20 protein-coding genes and 1 pseudogene are annotated in these 21,152 nt (G+C 61.7%); 12 read left to right on the top strand and 9 right to left on the bottom strand.

The genetic code is table 11. From position 1 onward, the window contains the following. Nucleotides 1–53: 53 nt before the first annotated feature. A complete protein-coding gene (locus tag GST84_04910) occupies nucleotides 54–926 on the bottom strand; it encodes an amidohydrolase (protein XGB11730.1) in 873 nt (290 codons plus the stop codon). Continuing rightward, nucleotides 923–1,513 (bottom strand): GNAT family N-acetyltransferase, encoded by a 591-nt coding sequence (locus tag GST84_04905; GenBank protein ID XGB11729.1) that lies wholly within the window; start codon nucleotides 1,511–1,513, stop codon nucleotides 923–925. Before GST84_04905 ends, GST84_04910 begins: the two co-directional genes overlap by 4 nt. Before the next feature lie 115 nt (nucleotides 1,514–1,628). Here GST84_04905 and GST84_04900 point away from each other — a divergent pair, with 115 nt between their 5' ends. Beyond that, a complete protein-coding gene (locus GST84_04900) occupies nucleotides 1,629–2,027 on the top strand; it encodes a DUF4440 domain-containing protein (protein XGB11728.1) in 399 nt (132 codons plus the stop codon). A 30-nt stretch (nucleotides 2,028–2,057) separates the two neighbouring features. Here GST84_04900 and GST84_04895 read toward each other — a convergent pair whose 3' ends face one another. The 7 genes from GST84_04895 to GST84_04865 form a co-directional block, all read right to left on the bottom strand. Then, nucleotides 2,058–2,636 carry a DJ-1/PfpI/YhbO family deglycase/protease gene (locus tag GST84_04895; protein XGB11727.1) on the bottom strand — a complete coding sequence of 193 codons (579 nt, stop codon included), beginning with the start codon at nucleotides 2,634–2,636 and terminating at the stop codon, nucleotides 2,058–2,060. A 51-nt stretch (nucleotides 2,637–2,687) separates the two neighbouring features. Next, nucleotides 2,688–3,845, bottom strand: a complete 1,158-nt coding sequence (locus GST84_04890) for a phosphatidylserine/phosphatidylglycerophosphate/cardiolipin synthase family protein (GenBank protein ID XGB11726.1) — start codon at nucleotides 3,843–3,845, stop codon at nucleotides 2,688–2,690. 1 nt (nucleotide 3,846) lies between these two features. Then, nucleotides 3,847–4,428, bottom strand: a complete 582-nt coding sequence (locus GST84_04885) for a YceI family protein (GenBank protein ID XGB11725.1) — start codon at nucleotides 4,426–4,428, stop codon at nucleotides 3,847–3,849. Nucleotides 4,429–4,472: 44 nt separating this feature from the next. Continuing rightward, nucleotides 4,473–4,769, bottom strand: coding sequence for an amidase (locus GST84_04880; protein ID XGB11724.1), 297 nt, complete (start codon nucleotides 4,767–4,769; stop codon nucleotides 4,473–4,475). Then, nucleotides 4,766–5,845 carry a serine hydrolase gene (locus GST84_04875; protein ID XGB11723.1) on the bottom strand — a complete coding sequence of 360 codons (1,080 nt, stop codon included), beginning with the start codon at nucleotides 5,843–5,845 and terminating at the stop codon, nucleotides 4,766–4,768. Before GST84_04875 ends, GST84_04880 begins: the two co-directional genes overlap by 4 nt. A gap of 108 nt (nucleotides 5,846–5,953) precedes the next feature. Next, nucleotides 5,954–6,514 carry a response regulator gene (locus GST84_04870; protein XGB11722.1) on the bottom strand — a complete coding sequence of 187 codons (561 nt, stop codon included), beginning with the start codon at nucleotides 6,512–6,514 and terminating at the stop codon, nucleotides 5,954–5,956. Then, nucleotides 6,514–7,770, bottom strand: a complete 1,257-nt coding sequence (locus tag GST84_04865; protein XGB11721.1) for a sensor histidine kinase — start codon at nucleotides 7,768–7,770, stop codon at nucleotides 6,514–6,516. Before GST84_04865 ends, GST84_04870 begins: the two co-directional genes overlap by 1 nt. 202 nt (nucleotides 7,771–7,972) lie before the next feature. Here GST84_04865 and GST84_04860 point away from each other — a divergent pair, with 202 nt between their 5' ends. The 11 genes and pseudogenes from GST84_04860 to GST84_04810 all read left to right on the top strand — a co-directional run bounded on the left by GST84_04860 (nucleotide 7,973) and on the right by GST84_04810 (nucleotide 20,987). Beyond that, nucleotides 7,973–8,689 carry a DUF541 domain-containing protein gene (locus GST84_04860; protein XGB11720.1) on the top strand — a complete coding sequence of 239 codons (717 nt, stop codon included), beginning with the start codon at nucleotides 7,973–7,975 and terminating at the stop codon, nucleotides 8,687–8,689. A 388-nt stretch (nucleotides 8,690–9,077) separates the two neighbouring features. Beyond that, nucleotides 9,078–10,703: an ABC transporter substrate-binding protein gene (locus GST84_04855; GenBank protein ID XGB11719.1), complete on the top strand. Its 1,626-nt coding sequence runs from the start codon at nucleotides 9,078–9,080 to the stop codon at nucleotides 10,701–10,703. A gap of 144 nt (nucleotides 10,704–10,847) precedes the next feature. Then, the gene (locus GST84_04850) at nucleotides 10,848–12,440 is read left to right on the top strand and encodes an ABC transporter substrate-binding protein (protein ID XGB11718.1); all 1,593 of its coding nucleotides are present in this window, start codon (nucleotides 10,848–10,850) and stop codon (nucleotides 12,438–12,440) included. A gap of 228 nt (nucleotides 12,441–12,668) precedes the next feature. Next, nucleotides 12,669–14,048: an outer membrane porin, OprD family gene (locus tag GST84_04845; protein XGB11717.1), complete on the top strand. Its 1,380-nt coding sequence runs from the start codon at nucleotides 12,669–12,671 to the stop codon at nucleotides 14,046–14,048. 93 nt (nucleotides 14,049–14,141) lie between these two features. Next, nucleotides 14,142–15,737: an ABC transporter substrate-binding protein gene (locus GST84_04840; GenBank protein ID XGB15708.1), complete on the top strand. Its 1,596-nt coding sequence runs from the start codon at nucleotides 14,142–14,144 to the stop codon at nucleotides 15,735–15,737. 91 nt (nucleotides 15,738–15,828) lie between these two features. Next, nucleotides 15,829–16,839: an ABC transporter permease subunit gene (locus tag GST84_04835; protein XGB11716.1), complete on the top strand. Its 1,011-nt coding sequence runs from the start codon at nucleotides 15,829–15,831 to the stop codon at nucleotides 16,837–16,839. Between the two features lie 10 nt (nucleotides 16,840–16,849). Beyond that, nucleotides 16,850–17,776 carry an ABC transporter permease subunit gene (locus tag GST84_04830; GenBank protein ID XGB11715.1) on the top strand — a complete coding sequence of 309 codons (927 nt, stop codon included), beginning with the start codon at nucleotides 16,850–16,852 and terminating at the stop codon, nucleotides 17,774–17,776. A gap of 10 nt (nucleotides 17,777–17,786) precedes the next feature. Next, nucleotides 17,787–18,755, top strand: coding sequence for an ATP-binding cassette domain-containing protein (locus tag GST84_04825; protein XGB11714.1), 969 nt, complete (start codon nucleotides 17,787–17,789; stop codon nucleotides 18,753–18,755). After that, complete coding sequence (locus GST84_04820) at nucleotides 18,755–19,723, top strand: dipeptide ABC transporter ATP-binding protein (GenBank protein XGB11713.1); 969 nt, start codon at nucleotides 18,755–18,757, stop codon at nucleotides 19,721–19,723. Before GST84_04825 ends, GST84_04820 begins: the two co-directional genes overlap by 1 nt. A gap of 536 nt (nucleotides 19,724–20,259) precedes the next feature. Then, nucleotides 20,260–20,703, top strand: a complete 444-nt coding sequence (locus GST84_04815; protein ID XGB11712.1) for a hypothetical protein — start codon at nucleotides 20,260–20,262, stop codon at nucleotides 20,701–20,703. Between the two features lie 26 nt (nucleotides 20,704–20,729). After that, a pseudogene (locus GST84_04810) lies at nucleotides 20,730–20,987 on the top strand (hypothetical protein). Nucleotides 20,988–21,152: the final 165 nt, after the last annotated feature.

Genomic DNA, 21,152 nt, shown 5'->3' with positions numbered 1-21,152 from the left:
CTACGCGTTTGACTGTGGGAGCGGGCTTGCCCGCGAAGAGGCCGCCACTGTCATCACAGGACTCTCTCGAACTGCTCCGGCCAGTCCCGCCAGGTAAACACCTGCCCTTCCTGCCTCACCCGCCGTACTCCCTCCAAATCCACCTCACACACCAGCCACTGGCTGCAGTCCGGGTTCAACTGCTCACTCAACGCCACCACCCCATCCCCTGGCATCCCGTGATCCGGCGGCACGAACAGGCCTGCCCGGCCGATATTCTCGTCCAATGCCGGTGACCACGGCGCCACCCCCACCGTAGGGCTCTGCAACACGGCAATCTGGTTCTCCAGAGCGCGCGCCTGGGCGCCAATACGCACCCGGTGGTAACCGGCCTCGGTATCGGTACAACTCGGCGCCAGAATCAGGTCGGCACCGCACTCGGCCAGGCGGCGGGCCAGCATCGGGAACTCGTTGTCGTAGCAGATCAGGATGCCAAGCCGCCCCAGTTCGGTTTCGAATACCTGCAACCCCTGGCCTGCAGCAATATCCCACTGCTCGCGCTCGAAGCGGGTCATCATCAGTTTGTCCTGATAACCCAGCACACCTTGGGGGCCGAACAGCCAGGCACGGTTGCGGTAGCGTCCATCGTTGTCCAGCACCGGCACACTGCCCGGTTGCAGGTAGATCCCCCAGCGCCGGGCAAGGCTCTCGCACAACGCTTTCCAGGGTTCGATCAGCGGCTGGATGCCGGCAATCGAAGCCTTCAGGTCTTCCCGCTGCCCGGCATTCAGCTGGCCGCTCAGCACCAGCCCGGCGTACTCCGGCAATAGCAGCAAGCGTGCCCCCGCTTCCACCGCTTCGGCGCACAGGCCTTGCAGGTGGTCGGCGTAGGCGTCCCACGTCTCATGCAGCTCGATGGCGTACTGGCAGGCCGCCAGGCGGATCATATCGGCAGTGCCTTGAGCCAGAATGACATCAGCTTGTCAGAGCTTTCCTGCTCGTCCAGGTCGCGCCAGGCGTAGGTGGTGCGCAGCGACGGGTCGTGCAGGAAGCCGCGGTTGCGCCAGAAGCCGTGCAAGGGTTTGTACTCTGCTGGCCGTCGCGGGTGTGCGCCAGGCCGTTCGACCGCGCAGAACGCGCAATAATCGAACTCGGCCAGTTTGTGTGCGTAGGACTCGCGCTCGATGAAGAAGCGAACCCCCAGGCCCTGACCGCGGTATGCCGGCAACACCAGCGACTCACCGAAGTAGTACACACTGGCCGGGTCGCGCCCCTGGGCCAGGAATGGCTGCTGGAATTCGGGCGCGACGTCCACCAGCGGCAGGCCGGTAGAAGCGCCGACCACTTTGCCGTCGTCCAGCGCCAGCACAACCAGGCTGCGCCCGGAGCGGGCATAGTTGGCCAGGTAGTCGGCCTCGTACTCCGGGGTGCCGTCGTAAAGGTAGGGGAACTCGCGGAACACAGTAAGGCGCAGGCGAGCGAGGTCATCGATGTAAGGCGCGATAGCGGCACCGTGCAACAGGCGTATTTCCATGTTTGGCGGTCGTTTTGTCGATGTGGATGACGCGCTCGGCTAAGCCGGGCTTGAGGGGAAACCCTATCATCCGAGTTAGCGACCCGCCTTTTCCCTACACGACAGGAATTGTTCCATGACCGCAACCGAACTGGTAAATGCTTACTACGCCGCCTTCAACGCGGGTGACATGCCAGGCTTTCTGGCGCTGCTCAGCGAAGACGTGATCCACGACATCAACCAGGGCGAGCGTCAGATGGGCAAGGCCAGGTTCGCCGCGTTCATGGAAAAGATGAACCGCTGCTACCGCGAGCGCCTGGCCGACATCGTGGTGATGCAGAACGCCGATGGCAGCCGCGCGGCGGCGGAGTTCACCGTACATGGCGAATACTTGGTCGATGACGAAGGGTTGCCGGCGGCAAACGGGCAGACCTATGTGCTGCCGGCGGGGGCGTTCTTCTATATTCACTGTGGCAAGATTGCCAGGGTGACCAACTACTACAACCTCAATGACTGGGTTGAGCAGGTTGCCTGAAGCAACCCGCTCTGAACTCAACCAAGCCTGTCAGACAATACGCGTGCCCAGTACTTGAAGGAACGCCGCCAGCCAAGCCGGGTGCGCTGGCCATGCCGGTGCGGTCACCAGGTTGCCATCCACATGCGCCTGGTCCACCGCGATGTCGATGAACGTGCCACCCGCCAGGCGCACTTCTGGCGCACATGCCGGGTAAGCGCTGCATTCACGCCCATCCAGCACCCCAGCTGCCGCCAGCAACTGGGCACCATGGCATACCGCCGCAATCGGCTTGCCGGCCTGGTCGAACGCCCGCACCAGCTCCAACACCTTTTCATCCAGGCGCAGGTATTCCGGCGCGCGACCACCCGGGATCAGCAGCGCGTCATAACTCTCGGGCCGCACCCGCACGAAGTCATAATTCAGGGCAAAATTGTGCCCGGGCTTTTCGCTGTAGGTCTGTTCACCCTCGAAGTCATGAATCGCGGTACGCACAGTCTGCCCCGCCAGCTTTTCCGGGCACACCGCATGCACCGTGTGGCCTACCATGCTCAGGGCCTGGAACGGCACCATCGCTTCGTAATCCTCGACGTAGTCGCCCACCAGCATGAGAATTTTCTTCGCCGTCATCTTGCCCACTCCTTCGGTTAACCGTGAATAGTCACTGCACGATAGCCGCTGTCAGTCACGGCGGTCGAGGAAGTTGACCACCAAACGATCCAGCCAGCCCCAGATCCGTTGCTTGACCCTGCGCCACAAAGGGCGCGCATGCCAGTGAGCGAGGTCGACTTCTTCGCTCAGGGCGAAGTCGCGCTCGAAGCTGGCCACCACCGCCGCTGTCAACGGCGGGTCCAGCGCCTCGATGTTGGCTTCAAGGTTGAAGCGCAAGTTCCAGTGGTCGAAGTTGCACGAACCGACGCTGACCCAGTCGTCCACCACAGCCATCTTCAGGTGCAGGAAGCACGGCTGGTACTCGAAAATCCGTACGCCCGCGCGTAACAGCCGCGGGTAGTAACGATGCCCGGCGTAGCGTACCGAGGGGTGATCGGTGCGCGGACCGGTCAACAACAGCCGCACGTCCAGGCCCTTGCTGGCAGCCCGACGCAACGAGCGGCGCACGCTCCAGGTCGGCAAGAAGTACGGCGTGGCCAGCCATACCCGTTTCTTGCCGCTGTTCAGTGCCCGTACCAGCGCGTGCAGGATGTCCTGGTGCTGGCGGGCGTCGGCATAAGCGACCCGGCCCATGCCCTGCCCCTGCGCAGGCACCTTGGGCAGACGCGGCAGGCCAAAGCCTTCAGCAGGGCGCCAGGCGGTGCGGCGAGTGTTGGCGTGCCACTGACGGTCGAACAGCAACTGCCAGTCGCTCACCACCGGCCCCTGCATCTGCACCATCACTTCGTGCCATTCGCTGGTCGCCTCACCCGGCTTCCAGAACTCGTCGGTAACGCCCGTCCCCCCCACCACGGCCCAACGTTCGTCCACCAGTAGCAATTTGCGATGATCACGGTACAGGTTACGCAGGCCACGCTTCCAGCGCAGGCGGTTATACCAGCGCAAGTACACGCCAGCGTCCAGCAGGCGCTGACGCAACGCACTGTTGAAGGCCAATGCACCGTAGTCATCAAACAGGCAGCGCACCCGTACGCCACGTCGGGCAGCCTGCTCCAGCGCGTCCACCACCGCCTCGGCACAGGCGCCGGCCTCGACCAGGTACAGTTCCAGGTCAACCTGGAACTCGGCCCGCATGATCGCCAGGAGCATGCGCGGAAAGAATGCGGGGCCATCGATAAGCAGTTCGAACTGGTTGCCATCCCGCCAGGGGAAGACCGGACCCGCCATGTCAGCGCGCAGTGAAGATCAGCACCGCGCTAACCGGCACCGACGGGTTGATGGACTTCAACCTGGCAAACTTGCGCAGGCTTTCCAGGCCCGGCATCAAGCCGAAATCTTCGGCGCGCAGCACCAGGGGCTCAAGGGTCACCACCTGGAAACGCCGCGCATCCAGGCGGGTGGCCAGCAACAAAACATTGTAGCGGTGCGACTGGCCATGCAGGGTGACCGTCAGCGGCAGGCGCAACTCGATCTGTGCACCATCGGCCAGGTCATTGATCGGCTGCAGGTCGATCTGCGTCTTCACTGTGGCCTCGGCGAAGCGCTCGACCTCGAACAGGTTGTCGCGCATTTGCTCGTCACGCAGCGGAATACCGCTGCTTACCGAGTCCATCTCGATCCTCAACCCGGCCACACCCTTGCGGTCGACCGTGCCGTGCAGCACCAGAAAACGATGCACTTCGGCGGTATTGCCATTCTTGCCGGTAATAAACGACAGCCGTGAAGATTCGCCATCCAGGTGCCAATTGGCATGAGCGGGCAGGCACAAAGCCAGCAACAAGGCAGGCAGCAGGCGGGGCAGCTTGAACATGACAGATCTCGTGAAACCAGGCCGCCAACCTTACCCGCCTGCATTCATGGCAGCAAGCGGCAGCCCTCACGCGCGCCTTGCCAGGCCGCCTGGCTGCGCCGCCCCAGGCCTTCAGCGGTGACTTGCCGCTGCTGGCTGTTTTCCTCCAGCAGGCTCAATGGCAGCCACTGCTTCACATACCCTCGGCAGTACGCCTCGTCAAAGCCCATGACAAAGCGGCAGGAACAGTATTCCTTGGCCGAGTAGGCCGGCAGTATGCCGGGGAAGTCCGCCAGCGCCTGGCGTTCTTGCCAGGCCCAATACAGGAGCCCTGCCAGGACCAGCAGCAATAGCCGCTTCATGCCCCCTCCCCGGCCAGTGCCGCCAGCACCCGCTTGAGCAGTTCATCGTGTCGGTAGCTGCTGTCGCGGTCATCGGCGTAGCGCACGATCACCAGCTTTTGTTCAGGCAGCACATATAACGCCTGCCCCCAGTGGCCAAGGGCGGCGAAGGTGTCTGCGGGTGCGCTGGGCCAAGGCCGTTCGGCGCCAGCCAGCGGCTGGTTGAGCCACCAGTGGCCACCGGGGGTGGCCTCGCCAGGCAGCGCTTGGGCCTGGGCAAACGGGGTACGGTTGAAGGCTACCCAGGCTTTGGGCAGCAATTGTCGGCCCTGCCAGCGCCCGTCGCGTTGCATCAACAGGCCGATACGGGCCAAATCGCGGGCACTTAGGTACAGATAAGAAGAGCCTACGTAGGTGCCTGCCCGGTCACGCTCCCATACCGCACTGCCGATACCCAACGGGGTGAACAGTGCGTCCCAGGGATAGTCGGGGTACTGTCCGGCATCGAGCATGCCGCGCAGCGCTGCGGCCAGCAGGTTGCTGTCGCCACTGGAGTAGAGGAATCGCTGACCGGGGCTGGCAGCGGCACCCCGCGCTGCCGTATAGGCAGCCATGTCTGCGCGGCCACGGGTATACAGCATGGCCACCACCGAGGATTTCAGCGGTGCATATTCATAGTCTTCCTGCCAGTCGAGGCCACTGGCCCAGTGCAGCAGGTCGGCCATACGCACACCGGGGTGGGCGCGCATGGGTGGATAGAAGCGGCTGACCGGGTCTTGCATCTGGAAGCGGCCTTCGCCCTGGGCCACGCCCATTATCGTGGCCAGTACACTCTTGCTTACCGACCAGGTCAGGTGCGCGGTGTCGGCACGGGTGGGCGCTGTGTAGCGCTCGTGGAGGATACGACCGTCGCGGATGATCAGCAGAGCGTCGGTGCGGATGCCGTTGCGCTCCGAGGGAGAGCGTGCGGGAAAGGCATAAGCGTCGACGGCCTGCCAGTCAAGGGCGGCAGGGTCGCTCTGCCACTGTGGGTCAGGCCAGTCCTCAGCCTTGACGCTACCTGCAACCATCGCAAGGATGACCAACAGTACCTTCATCGTGCTCGCCCTGATTGGGGCTGCCTTGCAGCCCTTCGCGGGCAAGCCCGCTCTCACAGTTGCAGGAGTGGATTTACCCGCGAACAGGCCAACATCATCAATGGAGAATCAGCGCCGAACCGGCCGTTTCTGCAGCTTGCGCTGCAACGTCCGCCGGTGCATGCCCAGCGCCCGCGCAGTGGCCGAGATATTGCCTTCATGCTCGTTCAGCACGCGCTGGATGTGTTCCCACTGCAGGCGATCGACCGACATCGGGTTTTCCGGCACCAGGGTATCCAGGTCGGTGTGCTCCGACAGCAGTGCTGCCAACACGTCATCGGCGTCAGCCGGCTTGCACAGGTAGTTGCAGGCACCGCGCTTGACCGCCTCCACTGCGGTGGCAATGCTCGAGTAACCGGTCAGGATCACCACGCGCATTTCCGGGTCCAGCTCCAGCAGCTTGGGCAGCAGCACCAGGCCGGAGTCGCCATCCATTTTCAGGTCCAGCGTGGCGTAGTCCGGCAGGTCCTGCTGGGCCAGAATCAAGCCCTCTTCGGCAGAGCTGGCAGTGCTCACACGGAAACCGCGACGGCTCATGGCCCTGGCCATGACCCGGGTGAAGGTGGCATCGTCATCCACCAGCAGCAGGTGCGGCAGCTCTTCGCTTTCGACCTGGTTTTCTTCGCTCATCATTCATCTCCTCGCTTGCCATAGGGCAGGCGCAGTTCGGTCAGGGTGCCACCCTGTTCATGACTATAGAGTTTCACCGAGCCGCCCGCACGGGTCACGCTGGCCTTGCTCAAGAACAGGCCAAGGCCAAAGCCTTTGCCCTTGGTGGTAATAAAAGGTTTGCCAATGGCTTCGGCAATGGCCGGCGGTACGCCAGGGCCGTGGTCGTGGATACTGATGACGATGTCCTGGGCGTCCCAGTCCAGGCGAACCTCCAGATCATCAGGGCAGGCATCGGCGGCATTGTTCAACAGGTTCAGTAGCGCCTGGGTCAGGTCTGGCGGCGGAGACAGGCGCGGCACTTTGCCGTCGCGCAGGCGCTGGAAGCGGTAGCTGGCTTCCGGGCGCATCAGGTGCCAGCGGTTGAGCGCCTCGTCCAGCCAGGCAGTCACATCCTGCTCCACGATGGCCAGGCGTCGGTTGGCTTCGGCTGCGCGCACCAACTGTTGCAAGGTCTCTTTGCACAGCTTTACCTGGTCCTGGAGGATCTGCAGGTCCTCCTGCAACAGCGGGTCGGTGTGGTCCTGGCGCATTTCGTTGATCAGCACGCTCATGGTCGCCAGCGGCGTACCCAGCTCATGGGCGGCACCGGCGGCCTGGGTAGCCACTGCCAGCAGTTGCTCGTCGCGCAGGCTCTCTTCACGCCGCTCTGAACGCAGCTGTTCCTGGCGGCGCAGCTCTTCGGCCATGCGCGCGGCAAAGAAGGTGATCACTGCGGCAGCCAAGGCAATGCTCAGCCACATGCCGTAGACCTGCATCTTGTCCCGCGCCATTGGCAGCCCTTCGAGCGGGTAGAACTGCACCAGCAGCAAACTGTAGGCCGTCAGCGCAATACCCGACAGGATCAGCGAATACAGCCACGGCAAGGTCACCGCAGCGATCGCCAGCGGCACCAGGTAATACGACACGAAAGGGTTGGTCGAGCCGCCGGAGTAATACAGCAAGGCGCTATGGATCAGCAGGTCACAGGCCAGCTGCAGGGCGTATTCCATTTCGGTGACTGGCAGCGACAGGCGCAGGCGCAGGGCCGTGAAGGCACACAGCAGCGAAGAAAGGGCCAAGGTGCCGGCCAGCGAAAGCCAGGGCAACGGCAGCAGTTCGGTCCAGTAGGCAACGCCCACCGAGCCGGCCTGGGCAGCCAGGACCAGGACCCGAATAAGGGTGAGGCGCCAGAGGTTCTGGCGGGTAGCGGACAACGGTTGTACGGCGGCGAGCATGAGCTCTCCTGATGAGTGCTCCAGAAAAATCGGCTGGAGTATACCGAAGCCGGGCGCCTCGCTGCAGCGATGCGGCAAAGCGCCACACTTTGTCACAGGTTCATGATGGCACTTTTGAACCCACTACACTGTTGCCGGTCCGATGGGCCATGCGTGGAATGGATGTCCAGCCCCCACGCCTTTCAATGCCAAGGAGTATCACATGCAAATCCCACGTCGCGGCGCCGCCCTGATCATGTCTTGCGGCCTGCTCGCCAGCCTGCCGGCACTGGCCGCCGATGAACCGCGTTTCAACCAGGTATCGCTGCGGGCCGAAGTCAGCAAGGAAGTGGCGCGCGACCTGATGGTCGTGACCCTGTACAGCGAAGCGCAGAACAGCGACCCGGGCAAGCTCGCCAAGCAGATCACCGAAACCATGAACAAGGCCGTGCAGCAGGCGCGCCAGGTCAAGGACGTGAAGATCAGCCAGGGCAGCCGCAACAGCTACCCGGTATACGACAGCAAGGGCCAGAAGATCACCGGCTGGCGCGAACGCGCCGAGCTGCGCCTGGAAAGCGCCAACTTCCCGGCCTTGTCCCAGCTTACCGCCGATCTGTTGCAAGAGCTGAAAATGGGCGGCATGGACTTCTCCATCGCCCCGGCCACGCGCAAGGCCAGCGAGGATGCACTGCTCAAGGATGCGGTCGATGCCTTCAAGGCTCGCGCGCAACTGGCGACTGAAGCGCTGGGTGGCAAAGGCTACAAAGTGGTCAGCCTGAACCTCAACAGCAGCGGTTACCCGCGCCCGTACTTGCGTAGCGCGCCGATGGCGATGAAGGCCATGGGGGCTGATGAAGCAGCACCCGCGCCGGATATCGAGGCGGGCACCAGTGAAGTGAGCATGAACGCCGATGGCCTGATCGAAGTGCAGATGCCATAAGGCGTCCACGCATCATCTGTGGGAGCGGGTGGGCTCGCGAACTAGACACTGCGGTGGATGGCACGGGCTTCGCCCGTGTCCGCGGGTAAACCCGCTCCTACAGGTGACCGCATCAATTTCACGATTTTCGGAAGTTTCCTACGCACCACATAGGTGCCTTCCTACATTCCTGCCCATCAGAAATATCGCGCAAAACGCCATCATCGCGCCTACGCAAACGTTTAACTTCGCCAAAAGTTATATCGATGCGACATCCATGTACGGACGTTCCACTTTTCTGGCGCCAACTATCCTCCTACCTGTTGCATTGGGAACAGCCCCTGCATAAGTATCCGCAGGTCGGCTCACGAGGCCACCTCATCCAAAAAATGACAACAATGAGGCCACCATGCTCAAACACGCAGTCATTCCGTTCCTGCTGGGTGCAGGCTTGCTCAGCGGCGCACCGTCGGCCGTTGCCGCATCCAACCTGGTGTTCTGCTCCGAAGGCAGCCCGGCCGGCTTCGATCCGGGGCAGTACACCACCGGGACCGACTTCGACGCCTCGGCAGAGACCGTGTTCAACCGCCTGACCCAGTTCGAGCGAGGCGGCACTGCGGTCATCCCGGGCCTGGCGACCAAATGGGAGGTGTCCGACGACGGCAAGACCTATACCTTCCACCTGCGCGAAGGGGTGAAGTTCCACACCACCGACTACTTCAAGCCCAGCCGCCCGTTCAACGCCGACGACGTGCTGTTCACCTTCAACCGTATGCTCGACAAGGACAACCCGTTCCGCAAGGCGTATCCCACCGAGTTTCCATACTTCACCGACATGGGCATGGACAAGAACATTGCCAAGGTGGAGAAACTTGACGAGCACACGGTGAGGTTCACCCTCAACGAGGTTGACGCCGCGTTCATCCAGAACCTGGCCATGAGCTTTGCCTCGATCCAGTCCGCCGAATACGCCGACCAGCTGCTCAAGAACGGCAAGGCCGCCGACATCAACCAGAAGCCGATCGGCACCGGCCCGTTCGTGTTCAGCAAGTACCAGAAGGACGCGCAGATCCGCTTCAAGGGCAACAAGGACTACTGGAAGCCCGAGGACGTGAAGATCGACAACCTGATCTTTGCCATCACCACCGACGCCTCGGTGCGCATGCAGAAGCTTAAAAAGAACGAGTGCCAGGTCACCCTGTTCCCACGCCCGGCCGACATCGAGCCGCTAAAAGCCGACAAGAACCTGCAAATGCCGCAGCAGGCCGGTTTCAACCTCGGCTACATCGCCTACAACGTGATGGACAAGATCAAGGGCAGCAACGAGGCCAACCCCATGGCCCAGCTGAAAGTCCGACAGGCGCTGGACATGGCCGTGGACAAGAAAAAGATCATCGAGTCGGTGTACCAAGGCGCCGGCCAGTTGGCGGTCAACGCCATGCCGCCCACGCAGTGGTCCTATGACGACAGCATCAAGGACGCCGCCTTCGACCCCGAGAAAGCCAAGCAACTGCTCAAGGAAGCCGGCATCAAGGAAGGCACCGAAATCACCCTGTGGGCCATGCCCGTGCAACGCCCGTACAACCCCAATGCCAAACTGATGGCCGAAATGCTCCAGTCCGACTGGGCCAAGATCGGTATCAAGGCGAAGATCGTCAGTTATGAATGGGGCGAGTACATCAAGCGCTCCAAAGGCGGCGAACAGGGTGCCATGCTGATTGGCTGGAGCGGTGACAATGGTGACCCGGACAACTGGCTGGGTACCCTCTACGGTTGCGATGCCGTCGATGGCAACAACTTCTCCAAGTGGTGCTACAAGCCCTACGACGACCTGATCAAACAGGCCAAGGCCACGTCCGACCAGGCCAAGCGCACCGAGCTGTACCAAAAGGCGCAGCACATCCTCAAGGAGCAGGTACCGATCACCCCGATCGCCCACTCCACTGTCTACCAACCCATGAGCGCCAAGGTGAAGGACTTCAAGATCAGCCCGTTTGCGCTGAATTCCTTCTACGGCGTAAGCGTGGACAAATAGGCTGACCGTGGCACCCGCTGAGCGGCGGGTGCCCCCTCCTTGCCACCCTTTCATGTCGTCCTGCAGCTATCCGCTGCGGGGTCGGCTAACTGTTGCCGCCATTCGCACCCCAAGGCGGCGCAAACAGATGAAAAAGGAACTGCCATGTGCTTCGCCAAGCGCCTTCCGACCCTGCTGGCCCTGGGCCTGATCAGCCAATCCCCGGCCGTTTTGGCTAACAATCTGGTGTTCTGCTCCGAGGGCAGCCCAGCTGGCTTCGACACCGCTCAGTACACCAGCGCCACCGACAACGACGCCGCCGAACCCATCTACAACCGCCTGGTCGAGTTCGAACGTGGCGGTACCGCCGTGCAGCCGGCCCTGGCGACCCGCTGGGAGGTGTCCGACGACGGCCTGCGCTACACCTTCCACCTGCGTGAAGGGGTCAAGTTCCACAGCAACAAGGCCTTCAGCCCGAGCCGCGCGTTTAACGCCGACGATGTGCTGTTCACCTTCAACCGCATGCTCGACAAGGGTCATCGGTTCCGTCAGGCCTACCCTACCGAGTTCCCCTATTTCATCGGCATGGGCCTGGACAAGAACATCGCCCGTGTCGAGAAGATCGACCCGATGACCGTGGTGTTCACCCTGAACACGGTCGATGCCGCGTTCATCCAGAACCTGGCCATGAGCTTCGCCTCCATCCTCTCTGCTGAATACGCCGAGCAGTTACTGGCCAGTGGACGCCCCAGCGACATCAATCAGCAGCCTATCGGTACCGGGCCGTTCGTGTTCCAGCGCTATCAGAAGGATTCGCAGATCCGCTACAAGGGCAACAAGGACTATTGGGCAGCGAACGAAGTGAAGATCGACAACCTGGTGTTTTCGATCAATACCGACCCCTCGGTGCGCATCCAGAAGCTGCGCCGCAACGAATGCCAGGTCACCCTGCACCCGCGCCCGGCCGACCTGCCGGCGCTCAAGGCCGACAGCACGCTGCAGGTGCTTCAGCAACCAGGCTTCAACCTCGGCTACATCGCCTACAACACCCAGCACCCGCCGTTCGACCGCCTGGAAGTGCGCCAGGCAATGGACATGGCGGTTAACAAGAAAGCCATCATCCAGGCGGTGTATCAGGACGCCGGCCAACTGGCGGTCAATGCCATGCCACCGACCCAGTGGTCCTATGACGACAGCATCAAGGACGCCCCGTACGCGCCAGAAAAGGCCAGACAGCTACTCCAGCAGGCGGGTGTCGAACCTGGCACCGAGATCACCCTGTGGGCCATGCCGGTGCAGCGCCCGTACAACCCCAATGCCAAGCTGATGGCCGAAATGCTCCAGGCCGACTGGAGCAAACTCGGGTTCAAGGTGCGCATCGTCAGCTACGAATGGGGCGAATACCTCAAACGCATGAAAAACGGTGAGCACGACGTCGCCCTGATCGGCTGGACCGGAGACAACGGCGACCCGGACAACTGGCTGGGCACCCTATACAGCTGCGATGCCATCGGCAGCAACAACTACTCGCAGTGGTGCGACCCGCAGTACGACAGCCTGGTCAAGCAGGCCAAGCAGGTGACCGACCGTACCCAGCGCACCGCCCTCTACCAGCAGGCCCAGCAGCGGCTCAAGCAGCAGGTACCGATTACCCCGGTGGCGCATTCCACAGTGAACCAGCCGCTTAGCGTCAAGGTTTCCCAGTTCAAGGTCAGCCCGTTTGGGCGCAATGATTTTTCCGGTGTGAGTGTTGATTAAGCGTTAGCCAGTACCGGCCTCTTCGCGGGCAAGCCCGCTCCCACAGGATCTCGACAGGTTCGGACACTGCGCCCTGCCTGTGGGAGCGGGCTTGCCCGCGAAGAGGCCAGTACGGCCAACACAACACCCCGATTCTGCCCGGTGATCCCGCGGCACCCCTGGCAACACAGCAGCAATCACCCGGCCCACAAGGCCGGCCATAACTAGAAAAGAAAGGGAGCTTTAACCTTGAAAGTATTCACCTTGACCGCACTGGCGTTATCCATCAGTGCCTTTTCCACTGTGGCCCAGGCAGATCCGCAGAGCCAGGACTACCTCCCGCTCACCCTCAAAAGCACAAGCGAGCAAGCGCAAGCCAGCGGCTTCATCGACGGCCAAAGCCTGTCCGGCAGCACCCGCAACTGGTATGCCCGCGAACGCGCCGCACGCGCGCCGCTGTGGAAGTACTACAAGAACGACGGCACCCGCCACGACACCCACAGCCGTGAAAACTGGGTACAGGGCACCATCCTCAACTACAGTTCCGGCTTCACCCAGGGCACCGTGGGCTTCGCCGTCGAGGCCGCCGGCTACAACGCCATCGCCCTGCAGCAGAGCCGCGAAGCCATTGCCGGCCCCAACAACCGCACCCTCACCCACAGCGATGGCGACCCCATCGGCCAGTGGAGCAAACTGGGCCTGGGCAATATCAAGGCGCGTGTGTCCAACACCACCCTTACCCTCGGCCGCCAGTCGGTGGACACGCCGATGATCGCCTACATCGGCAACCGCGCCCTGCCCTCGAGCTTCCAGGGCGCATTCCTGCACAGCGCCGAATTCGACAACCTCAGCATCGACCTGGGTACTTTCGACCGCGTCTCGCCACGTACCGAGCAGAGCCTCAGCAAGTTCCGCAGCGAGTACAGTGCCACCGGCGTGGAAACCGACCGTGCCAGCACCGCCGGCATCAACTACCAGCCGTTCAAGAGCCTGAGTACCAGCCTGTACGCCACCAAGGTCGACGACTTCTGGAACCAGTACTACTTCGGCGCCAACCATGTGCTCGGCGACAGCGCAGTGCTCAGCCTGAGCACCGGCCTGAACTACTACAAGACCGTCGACGCCGGCAGCCAGAAAATGGGCAAGATCGACAACGACACCTACAGCCTGTCACTGGGCCTGACCCATCAGGCCCACACCCTCAGCGCCTCCTGGCAGCAGGTCAACGGCAACGAGTACTTTGACTACCTGCACGAAACCAACGGCATCTTCCTGGCCAACTCGCTGCTGTCGGACTTCAACGGCCCCAACGAGAAATCGCTGCAGATTTCCTACGTGCTGAACATGGCGCCCTATGGCGTGCCTGGCCTGAAGTTCAACCTGTACAACGCCCGCGGCTGGGGTATCGACGGCACCCACTACCGTGGCACTGCCTACGACGTGAATGGCCTGGATGGCGAAACCCACTATGAGTGGGGTATCGGCACCAGCTATGCGCTGCAGAGCGGGCCGCTGAAAGACACCAGCATCCGTGCCACCTACACCACCCATCGCGCCAGCAAGGCACAGGGCGATGGCAGCCTGGATGAGTTCCGCGTGGTCACCACCATTCCGTTCAACATTCTCTGACCGTCGGCGCCCTGGCCCGTTTCGCTGCGGGCCGGGGCGGCTACGCTGGAACCAATGCAAGCAGGGAGTTTTCAACACATGCACAGAGCTTTCATGAAATCGCGGCCGTTGCGCCTAGCCCTGGTCGCGCTGCTTCTGGGCGGCGCCACGCAACTGGCGGCCAAACCGCTGGTGGTGTGTACAGAAGCCAGCCCGGAAGGGTTCGACATCGTCCAGTACACCACCGCAGTCACCGCCGATGCCTCGGCCGAGACAGTGTTCAACCGCCTGGTCGACTTCAAACCCGGCACCACCGAGATCCAGCCAGCCCTGGCCGAGCGCTGGGACATTTCAGCCGACGGCCTGACCTACACCTTCCATCTGCGTCAGGGGGTTAAGTTCCACACCACCGACTACTTCAAGCCAACTCGTGACTTCAACGCCGATGACGTGCTGTGGAGCCTCAATCGCCAGCTCGACCCGAACCACCCCTGGCATGACAAGACCAGCGTCGGCTACCCGTACTTCGAGAGCATGGGGTTCAAGGAACTGCTCAAGTCGGTCAGCAAGGCTGACGAGCACACCGTGGTGATTACCCTCAGCCGACCGGAAGCGCCGTTCCTGCGCGACATGGCCATGGGCTTTACCTCGATCTACTCCGCCGAATACGGCGACCAGTTGCTCAAGTCTGGCAAGACCGCCGAGCTGAACAGCAAGCCGATCGGCACCGGCCCTTTCATTTTCCAGCGTTACAACAAGGACGCCCAGGTCCGCTTCAAGCCCAACCCGGACTATTTCCGCGGCAAGCCGCCGGCCGATGCGCTGGTGTTCGCCATCGCCATCGACAGCAACGTGCGCCTGCAAAAACTGCGCGCCAACGAGTGCCAGGTGGCGCTCTATCCCAAGCCCGATGACGTGCCGTCGATCAAGCAAGACCCGAAACTCAAGGTTGAAGAAATCGAGGCCTTGGTCACCGGCTACATCGCCATGAATACCCAGCACAAATACCTCAACGACGTGCGCGTGCGTAAAGCCATCAACATGGCCTTCGACCGCCAGACCCATGTCGACCAACTGTTTGGCAAAGGCAACGCGCTGGTAGGTGTAAACCCTTACCCCCCCACCATGATCGGCTACAACACCCACAACCAGAACCCACCGCGCGACCTCGATAAAGCCCGCGCACTGCTCAGTCAGGCCGGTGTACCCGAGGGCACGGTAATCACCCTGTTCACCCGCAACGGCGGCGGCCCGACCAACCCCAACCCGCGCCTGTCCGCCGAGATGCTGCAAGCCGACCTCAAACAGATCGGCCTCAAGCTGGATATCCGCGTCATGGAATGGGCCGAGATGTTGCGCCGGGCGAAGAACGGCGAAGCCGACCTGGTGTCCACCGGCTGGGCCGGCGACAACGGCGACCCGGACAACTTCCTCAGCCCGCTGCTCAGTTGCGATGCCGTGAAAAGTGGCGAGAACTATGCGCGCTGGTGCAACCCCAAGTTCCAGGAACTGATCAGCCGCGCCCGCGAAGTGATCGACAACGACGAGCGTGCAAGGCTCTATAACGAGGCATTGAAAGTGTACGATGACGAACAACCCTGGATCAGCATGGCTCATCCAAAGATGTTCACCGCCATGCGTGACAACGTGGAGGGCTACGTGATCAACCCTCTGACCAACAACAACTTCGCCACCACCAAGGTGAAGTAGAACAACAACGACCGCCGGCAACCCACACGGGGACCGGCGGCTCTGCCGTACCGGGCTGATCGCCCCACGGCCTGATGAGGTAACCCCGACAATGTTGAGTTTTATTGCCCGGCGCCTTGGCCTGCTGATACCGACCTTTTTCGGCATCACCTTGCTGACCTTCGCGCTCATACGCCTGATCCCCGGCGACCCGGTGGAAGTGATGATGGGCGAGCGCAGGGTCGACCCCGAAATGCATGCCCAGGCCATGGAACGCCTTGGCCTGAACAAGCCACTGCCGGTCCAGTACCTGGACTACGTCGGCAAACTTGCCCAGGGTGACCTTGGCGAATCGCTGCGCACCCGCGAAAGCGTGTGGCGCGAGTTCCTCACCCTGTTCCCGGCCACCCTTGAACTGGCCTTCGCCGCCCTGCTGTTCGCCGGCATCGTCGGCCTGCTGGCCGGGGTAATCGCTGCACTCAAGCGCGGTTCATTGTTCGACCACGGTGTCATGGGCATATCACTGGCCGGCTACTCGATGCCGATTTTCTGGTGGGGCCTGATCCTGATCATGTTCTTCTCGGTAAGCCTGGGCTGGACCCCGGTATCCGGGCGCATCAACCTGCTCTACGACATCGAGCCGAAAACCGGCTTCATGCTCATCGATACCCTGCTCAGCGATGAAGAGGGCGCGTTCAAGGACGCAGTGATGCACCTGATCCTGCCGGCCATCGTGCTCGGTACCATCCCGCTGGCAGTGATCGCCCGCATGACCCGCTCGTCGATGCTCGAAGTGCTGCGTGAGGACTACATCCGCACCGCCCGCGCCAAAGGCCTGTCGCCGGCCCGCGTGGTGTTCGTGCACGGCCTGCGCAATGCGCTGATCCCGGTGCTGACCGTGTTCGGCCTGCAGGTCGGCACGCTGCTGGCCGGTGCAGTGCTGACCGAAACCATCTTTTCCTGGCCGGGCATCGGCAAATGGCTGATCGAAGCCATCGGTGCCCGTGACTACCCCGTGGTCCAGAACGGCATCCTGTTGATCGCCTGCCTGGTGATTCTGGTCAACTTCGTCGTGGACATCCTCTACGGCCTGGCCAACCCACGCATCCGTCATCAGCGCTGAGGCCTTTGCCATGACTAGCCCGATTCCAAAATCCGTGTCGCCGGCCAGCCCGGTGGACCAAAGCCTGCTTTACCCCTCCCCGTACAAAGAATTCTGGCAAGCCTTCGCGCGCAACAAGGGCGCGGTAATGGGCCTGGCCTTCATGTGCCTGGTTGTGTTCTGCGCGCTGTTCGCGCCTTGGGTCGCCCCGCATGACCCGAGCGAGCAGTACCGCGACTTCCTGCTGACCCCGCCGGTGTGGCTGGAAGGCGGTACCTGGCAGTTCATCCTAGGCACCGACGAACTGGGCCGTGATCTGCTTTCGCGGCTGATTCAGGGCGCACGGCTGTCGCTGCTGATCGGCCTGTCCTCAGTCGTGATGTCACTGATTCCGGGCATTCTCCTTGGGCTGCTGGCCGGCTTTTTCCCGCAGTTGCTCGGCCCGTCGATCATGCGCCTGATGGACGTGATGCTGGCCTTGCCGTCGCTGTTGCTGGCCGTGGCCATCGTCGCCATTCTCGGCCCTGGCCTGATCAACACCGTGATCGCCATCGCCATCGTCTCGCTGCCCTCTTATGTGCGCCTGACCCGCGCCGCGGTGATGGGTGAACTCAACCGCGACTACGTCACCGCCGCACGCCTGGCCGGTGCCGGCCTGCCACGGCTGATGTTCGTCACCGTGCTGCCCAACTGCATGGCCCCGCTGATCGTGCAGGCCACCCTCAGCTTCTCCTCAGCCATCCTCGACGCCGCCGCACTGGGTTTCCTTGGTCTCGGCGTACAGCCGCCAACCCCCGAGTGGGGCACCATGCTGGCTTCGGCCCGAGACTACATCGAGCGCGCCTGGTGGGTAGTGAGCCTGCCTGGCCTGACCATTCTGCTTAGTGTGCTGGCAATCAACCTGATGGGCGACGGCCTGCGCGACGCGCTGGACCCGAAACTCAAGAACGCCGCCTGAGGAGAACGCCATGTCACTGTTGCAGATCAACAACCTGAACGTGCGCTTCGGCGACGCCAATGCAGTACCGGTGGTGGACGGCCTGGACCTGAAAGTCGACGCTGGCGAGATCCTGGCCATCGTCGGCGAGTCCGGCTCGGGCAAGTCGGTCACCATGATGGCCCTGATGGGCCTGATCGACGCTCCCGGGCGCATCACCGCCGACTCACTGACCTTCGACGGCACCGATATGCTCAAGCTCAGCGGCCGTCAGCGGCGCAAGGTGGTGGGCAAGGACATCGCCATGGTCTTCCAGGACCCGATGACCGCGCTCAACCCCAGCTACACCGTGGGCTTCCAGATCGAGGAAGTGCTGCGCCAGCACTTGGGCCTAAAGGGCAAGGCTGCCCGCCAGCGTGCTCTGGAGCTCTTGAAGAAGGTCGAGATTCCGGCCGCCGAAAGCCGCCTGGACGCTTACCCGCACCAGCTGTCAGGCGGCATGAGCCAACGTGTGGCGATTGCCATGGCCATTGCCGGCGAGCCCAAGCTGCTGATCGCCGACGAACCGACCACGGCCCTCGACGTGACCATCCAGGCTCAGATCATGGAACTGCTGGTCAACCTGCAGAAGGAGCGCAACATGGCGCTCATCCTGATCACGCACGACCTCGCCGTGGTCGCCGAAACCGCCAGGCGGGTGTGCGTGATGTACGCCGGCCAAGCCGTGGAAGTCGGCCAGGTGCCAGAACTGTTCGATGTGCCCGCCCACCCTTACAGCGAAGCCCTGCTCGCCGCGATCCCCGAGCACAGCATTGGCGCCGAACGCCTGGCCACACTGCCTGGCATCGTCCCCGGCCGCTACGACCGCCCGGTCGGCTGCCTGCTGTCACCACGCTGCCCCTATGTACAGGACAATTGCCGGCGCCAGCGCCCGCCCCTCGACCCACAGGCCCACAGCCTGGTGCGTTGCTTCTACCCGCTGAATCAGGAGGTGGCGTGATGGCCGTCGTACTTACCGCACGGGAGCTGACCCGGCATTACGAAGTGTCCCGCGGGCTGTTCAAGGGCCACGCGCTGGTACGCGCGCTCAATGGCGTGTCGTTCGAACTGGAGGCCGGCAAGACCCTGGCCGTGGTCGGCGAGTCCGGCTGTGGCAAGTCGACCCTGGCCCGCGCCCTGACCCTGATCGAAGAGCCTTCGTCCGGCTCGCTGCAAATTGCCGGCACCGAGGTGAAGGGCGCCAGCAAGGCAGAGCGCAAACAACTGCGCCGCGATGTGCAGATGGTGTTCCAGAGCCCCTACGCCTCGCTCAACCCACGGCAGAAGATCGGCGACCAACTGGCCGAACCGCTGTTGATCAACACTTCTCTGAGCAAGGCCGAGCGCCGCGACAAGGTGCAGAAGATGATGGAGCAGGTCGGCCTGCGCCCCGAGCACTATCAGCGCTACCCGCACATGTTTTCCGGCGGCCAGCGCCAGCGCATTGCCCTGGCACGGGCGATGATGCTGCAACCCAAGGTGCTGGTGGCGGACGAGCCAACCTCGGCGCTGGACGTGTCGATTCAGGCGCAGGTGCTGAACCTGTTCATGGATCTGCAGAAGGAGTTCAACACCGCCTACGTGTTCATCTCGCACAACCTGGCGGTGGTACGGCATGTGGCGGATCAGGTACTGGTGATGTACCTGGGGCGGCCGGCGGAGATGGGGCCGAAGGAGGACATCTACGCGAAGCCGCTGCACCCGTATACCCAGGCGTTGCTGTCGGCGACACCGGCGATTCATCCAGACCCGTTGAAGCCGAAGATTCGCATCGCCGGGGAGCTGCCCAACCCGCTGAACCCGCCGGATGGGTGTGCATTCCACAAACGCTGCCCGCATGCGACCGAGCGGTGTGCCAAGGAGGTGCCGGCGCTGAGGCAGGTGAGTACGCGGCAGGTGGCTTGTCACTATGCCGAGCAGTTTCTCTAATCTTGTGAGGTGATACGCGAAGGGGACGAGAAAGCCGATGAGGCTGCCGGGGTAGTGTGAACTGCTCCAGGCTTCGGTCCCCTTCATCGAAACGCTGATAAGGAATGATGCGTTACTGAGCTGAGTGCAATGAGTCCAACAACTACGACTTTTCTGACAGGCGCCTCTGAAACTCAAAAAATACAGACTTCGTGCGCAAAGCCCCTCCCCTCCCTGCAACCCAGAACACTCCTGGGACGTGATGCGACGGCCCGCTTAGGTGTGCATTCTGCGACTCCAGGGAAGTCTAACTTGCAGCAGCACGTGATTTTTGACAACAATCGAACCAAAGCTGAGGCCGAATTCTTAGAGCAAAAAATCATGTATCTTAATGGAGGTGCGCTGTCGACCAATGAGGTTACAAATTTATTGAATAGAATCAGGTCGTATAGCTCCTCCCATCCTAATGCTTCAATTTATGACGTGGCCGGACCTAACCCTAGGTGGGGACGTTATGTACTATCTGACGCTTTGACCAAGATGAAGGCGCTAGGCTTATGACAAGAGTAAAACCTATGCAAGCGGGTGACTATTTTTCTATTCCGATGGAAGACGGTAGATTTGCAACCAGCCAAATAATTTGGCTTGGCGCAGAAAGCAAGGAACAAAAATTTAAGAAGGTATTTGCTTTCGCTGTGGTGTCTATCAGCAGTAGCGAGGAGGTGCCTGAGGATGCTAGATATTTGGCGTTCAAAGATCACAGAGGAAGCTTTACGGTAATATTTACGGCTGTAGATAAACTGAAGGCGGGTGACTGGCCTATTTTACAGCACAGTGTGGTTTCTGATTCCGCGCTGAAAGATTTTGAGTTTAATATGGCGGGCACTCTTTACCGGCAGGGAAGTCCAGTTAGAATTTTAGCCATTGAAGAGTACCAAAATCATATATTGATGAGTGTTTCTGGTTTTGCCTTGGTCGAAAAATTTTTGCAGCAGCACTGAGCAATTACGCAGCTTGCCAATTACTTTTGTTTTTAATAAAACATTATAAAAATAGCGAGCCTTTCACGTACACCGAGGGCGACCACTACATCCTGCAGACCCTCGACAATCTGTTGCTCTACTTCGGCGAAGTGCCAGACACCAACACCGAAGTGCCGCTGCAACGCATCGAGAACGTCCTCGGCCACTTCCTGCACTTCACTCGCCCCCCCCCCAACGGCACACTGACCGACATCAAGCGGGTGGTGAACAACAAAGCGGTGGAAACCCTCACCCAGTATCAGTTGCTGGCCAGATAACTGAGGGCTTTGCTCAGGGCATTCCGCGACGTTACCTGTGGGTGCGGTTTTCTCCAAGCCTACAAAATATGGGGATTCGACTATGTTCGCGCTTCCCTACCTTGAACATGCCTTTTGTAGCGAAGAGTTGTAGCAAAAGGGCCGCAAAGC

Origin of the sequence: Pseudomonas putida (genome assembly GCA_041879295.1) — a bacterium.
Lineage (GTDB): Bacteria > Pseudomonadota > Gammaproteobacteria > Pseudomonadales > Pseudomonadaceae > Aquipseudomonas > Aquipseudomonas putida_Y.
The sequence above is the reverse complement of the archived record's forward strand: the minus strand, read 5'-3'. Positions and strand labels throughout refer to the sequence as shown.

Bases quoted from the DNA above. Each gene is read 5' to 3' on its own strand.
- GST84_04840 (XGB15708.1), top strand. From the start codon at position 14,142: ATGAAATCGCGGCCGTTGCGCCTAGCCCTGGTCGCGCTGCTTCTGGGC.
- GST84_04835 (XGB11716.1), top strand. From the start codon at position 15,829: ATGTTGAGTTTTATTGCCCGGCGCCTTGGCCTGCTGATACCGACCTTT.
- GST84_04855 (XGB11719.1), top strand. From the start codon at position 9,078: ATGCTCAAACACGCAGTCATTCCGTTCCTGCTGGGTGCAGGCTTGCTC.
- GST84_04905 (XGB11729.1), bottom strand. From the start codon at position 1,513: ATGGAAATACGCCTGTTGCACGGTGCCGCTATCGCGCCTTACATCGAT.
- GST84_04875 (XGB11723.1), bottom strand. From the start codon at position 5,845: ATGAAGGTACTGTTGGTCATCCTTGCGATGGTTGCAGGTAGCGTCAAG.
- GST84_04860 (XGB11720.1), top strand. From the start codon at position 7,973: ATGCAAATCCCACGTCGCGGCGCCGCCCTGATCATGTCTTGCGGCCTG.
- GST84_04885 (XGB11725.1), bottom strand. From the start codon at position 4,428: ATGTTCAAGCTGCCCCGCCTGCTGCCTGCCTTGTTGCTGGCTTTGTGC.
- GST84_04890 (XGB11726.1), bottom strand. From the start codon at position 3,845: ATGGCGGGTCCGGTCTTCCCCTGGCGGGATGGCAACCAGTTCGAACTG.
- GST84_04865 (XGB11721.1), bottom strand. From the start codon at position 7,770: ATGCTCGCCGCCGTACAACCGTTGTCCGCTACCCGCCAGAACCTCTGG.
- GST84_04880 (XGB11724.1), bottom strand. From the start codon at position 4,769: ATGAAGCGGCTATTGCTGCTGGTCCTGGCAGGGCTCCTGTATTGGGCC.
- GST84_04895 (XGB11727.1), bottom strand. From the start codon at position 2,636: ATGACGGCGAAGAAAATTCTCATGCTGGTGGGCGACTACGTCGAGGAT.
- GST84_04825 (XGB11714.1), top strand. From the start codon at position 17,787: ATGTCACTGTTGCAGATCAACAACCTGAACGTGCGCTTCGGCGACGCC.
- GST84_04900 (XGB11728.1), top strand. From the start codon at position 1,629: ATGACCGCAACCGAACTGGTAAATGCTTACTACGCCGCCTTCAACGCG.
- GST84_04870 (XGB11722.1), bottom strand. From the start codon at position 6,514: ATGAGCGAAGAAAACCAGGTCGAAAGCGAAGAGCTGCCGCACCTGCTG.
- GST84_04815 (XGB11712.1), top strand. From the start codon at position 20,260: ATGACAAGAGTAAAACCTATGCAAGCGGGTGACTATTTTTCTATTCCG.
- GST84_04910 (XGB11730.1), bottom strand. From the start codon at position 926: ATGATCCGCCTGGCGGCCTGCCAGTACGCCATCGAGCTGCATGAGACG.
- GST84_04820 (XGB11713.1), top strand. From the start codon at position 18,755: ATGGCCGTCGTACTTACCGCACGGGAGCTGACCCGGCATTACGAAGTG.
- GST84_04850 (XGB11718.1), top strand. From the start codon at position 10,848: ATGTGCTTCGCCAAGCGCCTTCCGACCCTGCTGGCCCTGGGCCTGATC.
- GST84_04830 (XGB11715.1), top strand. From the start codon at position 16,850: ATGACTAGCCCGATTCCAAAATCCGTGTCGCCGGCCAGCCCGGTGGAC.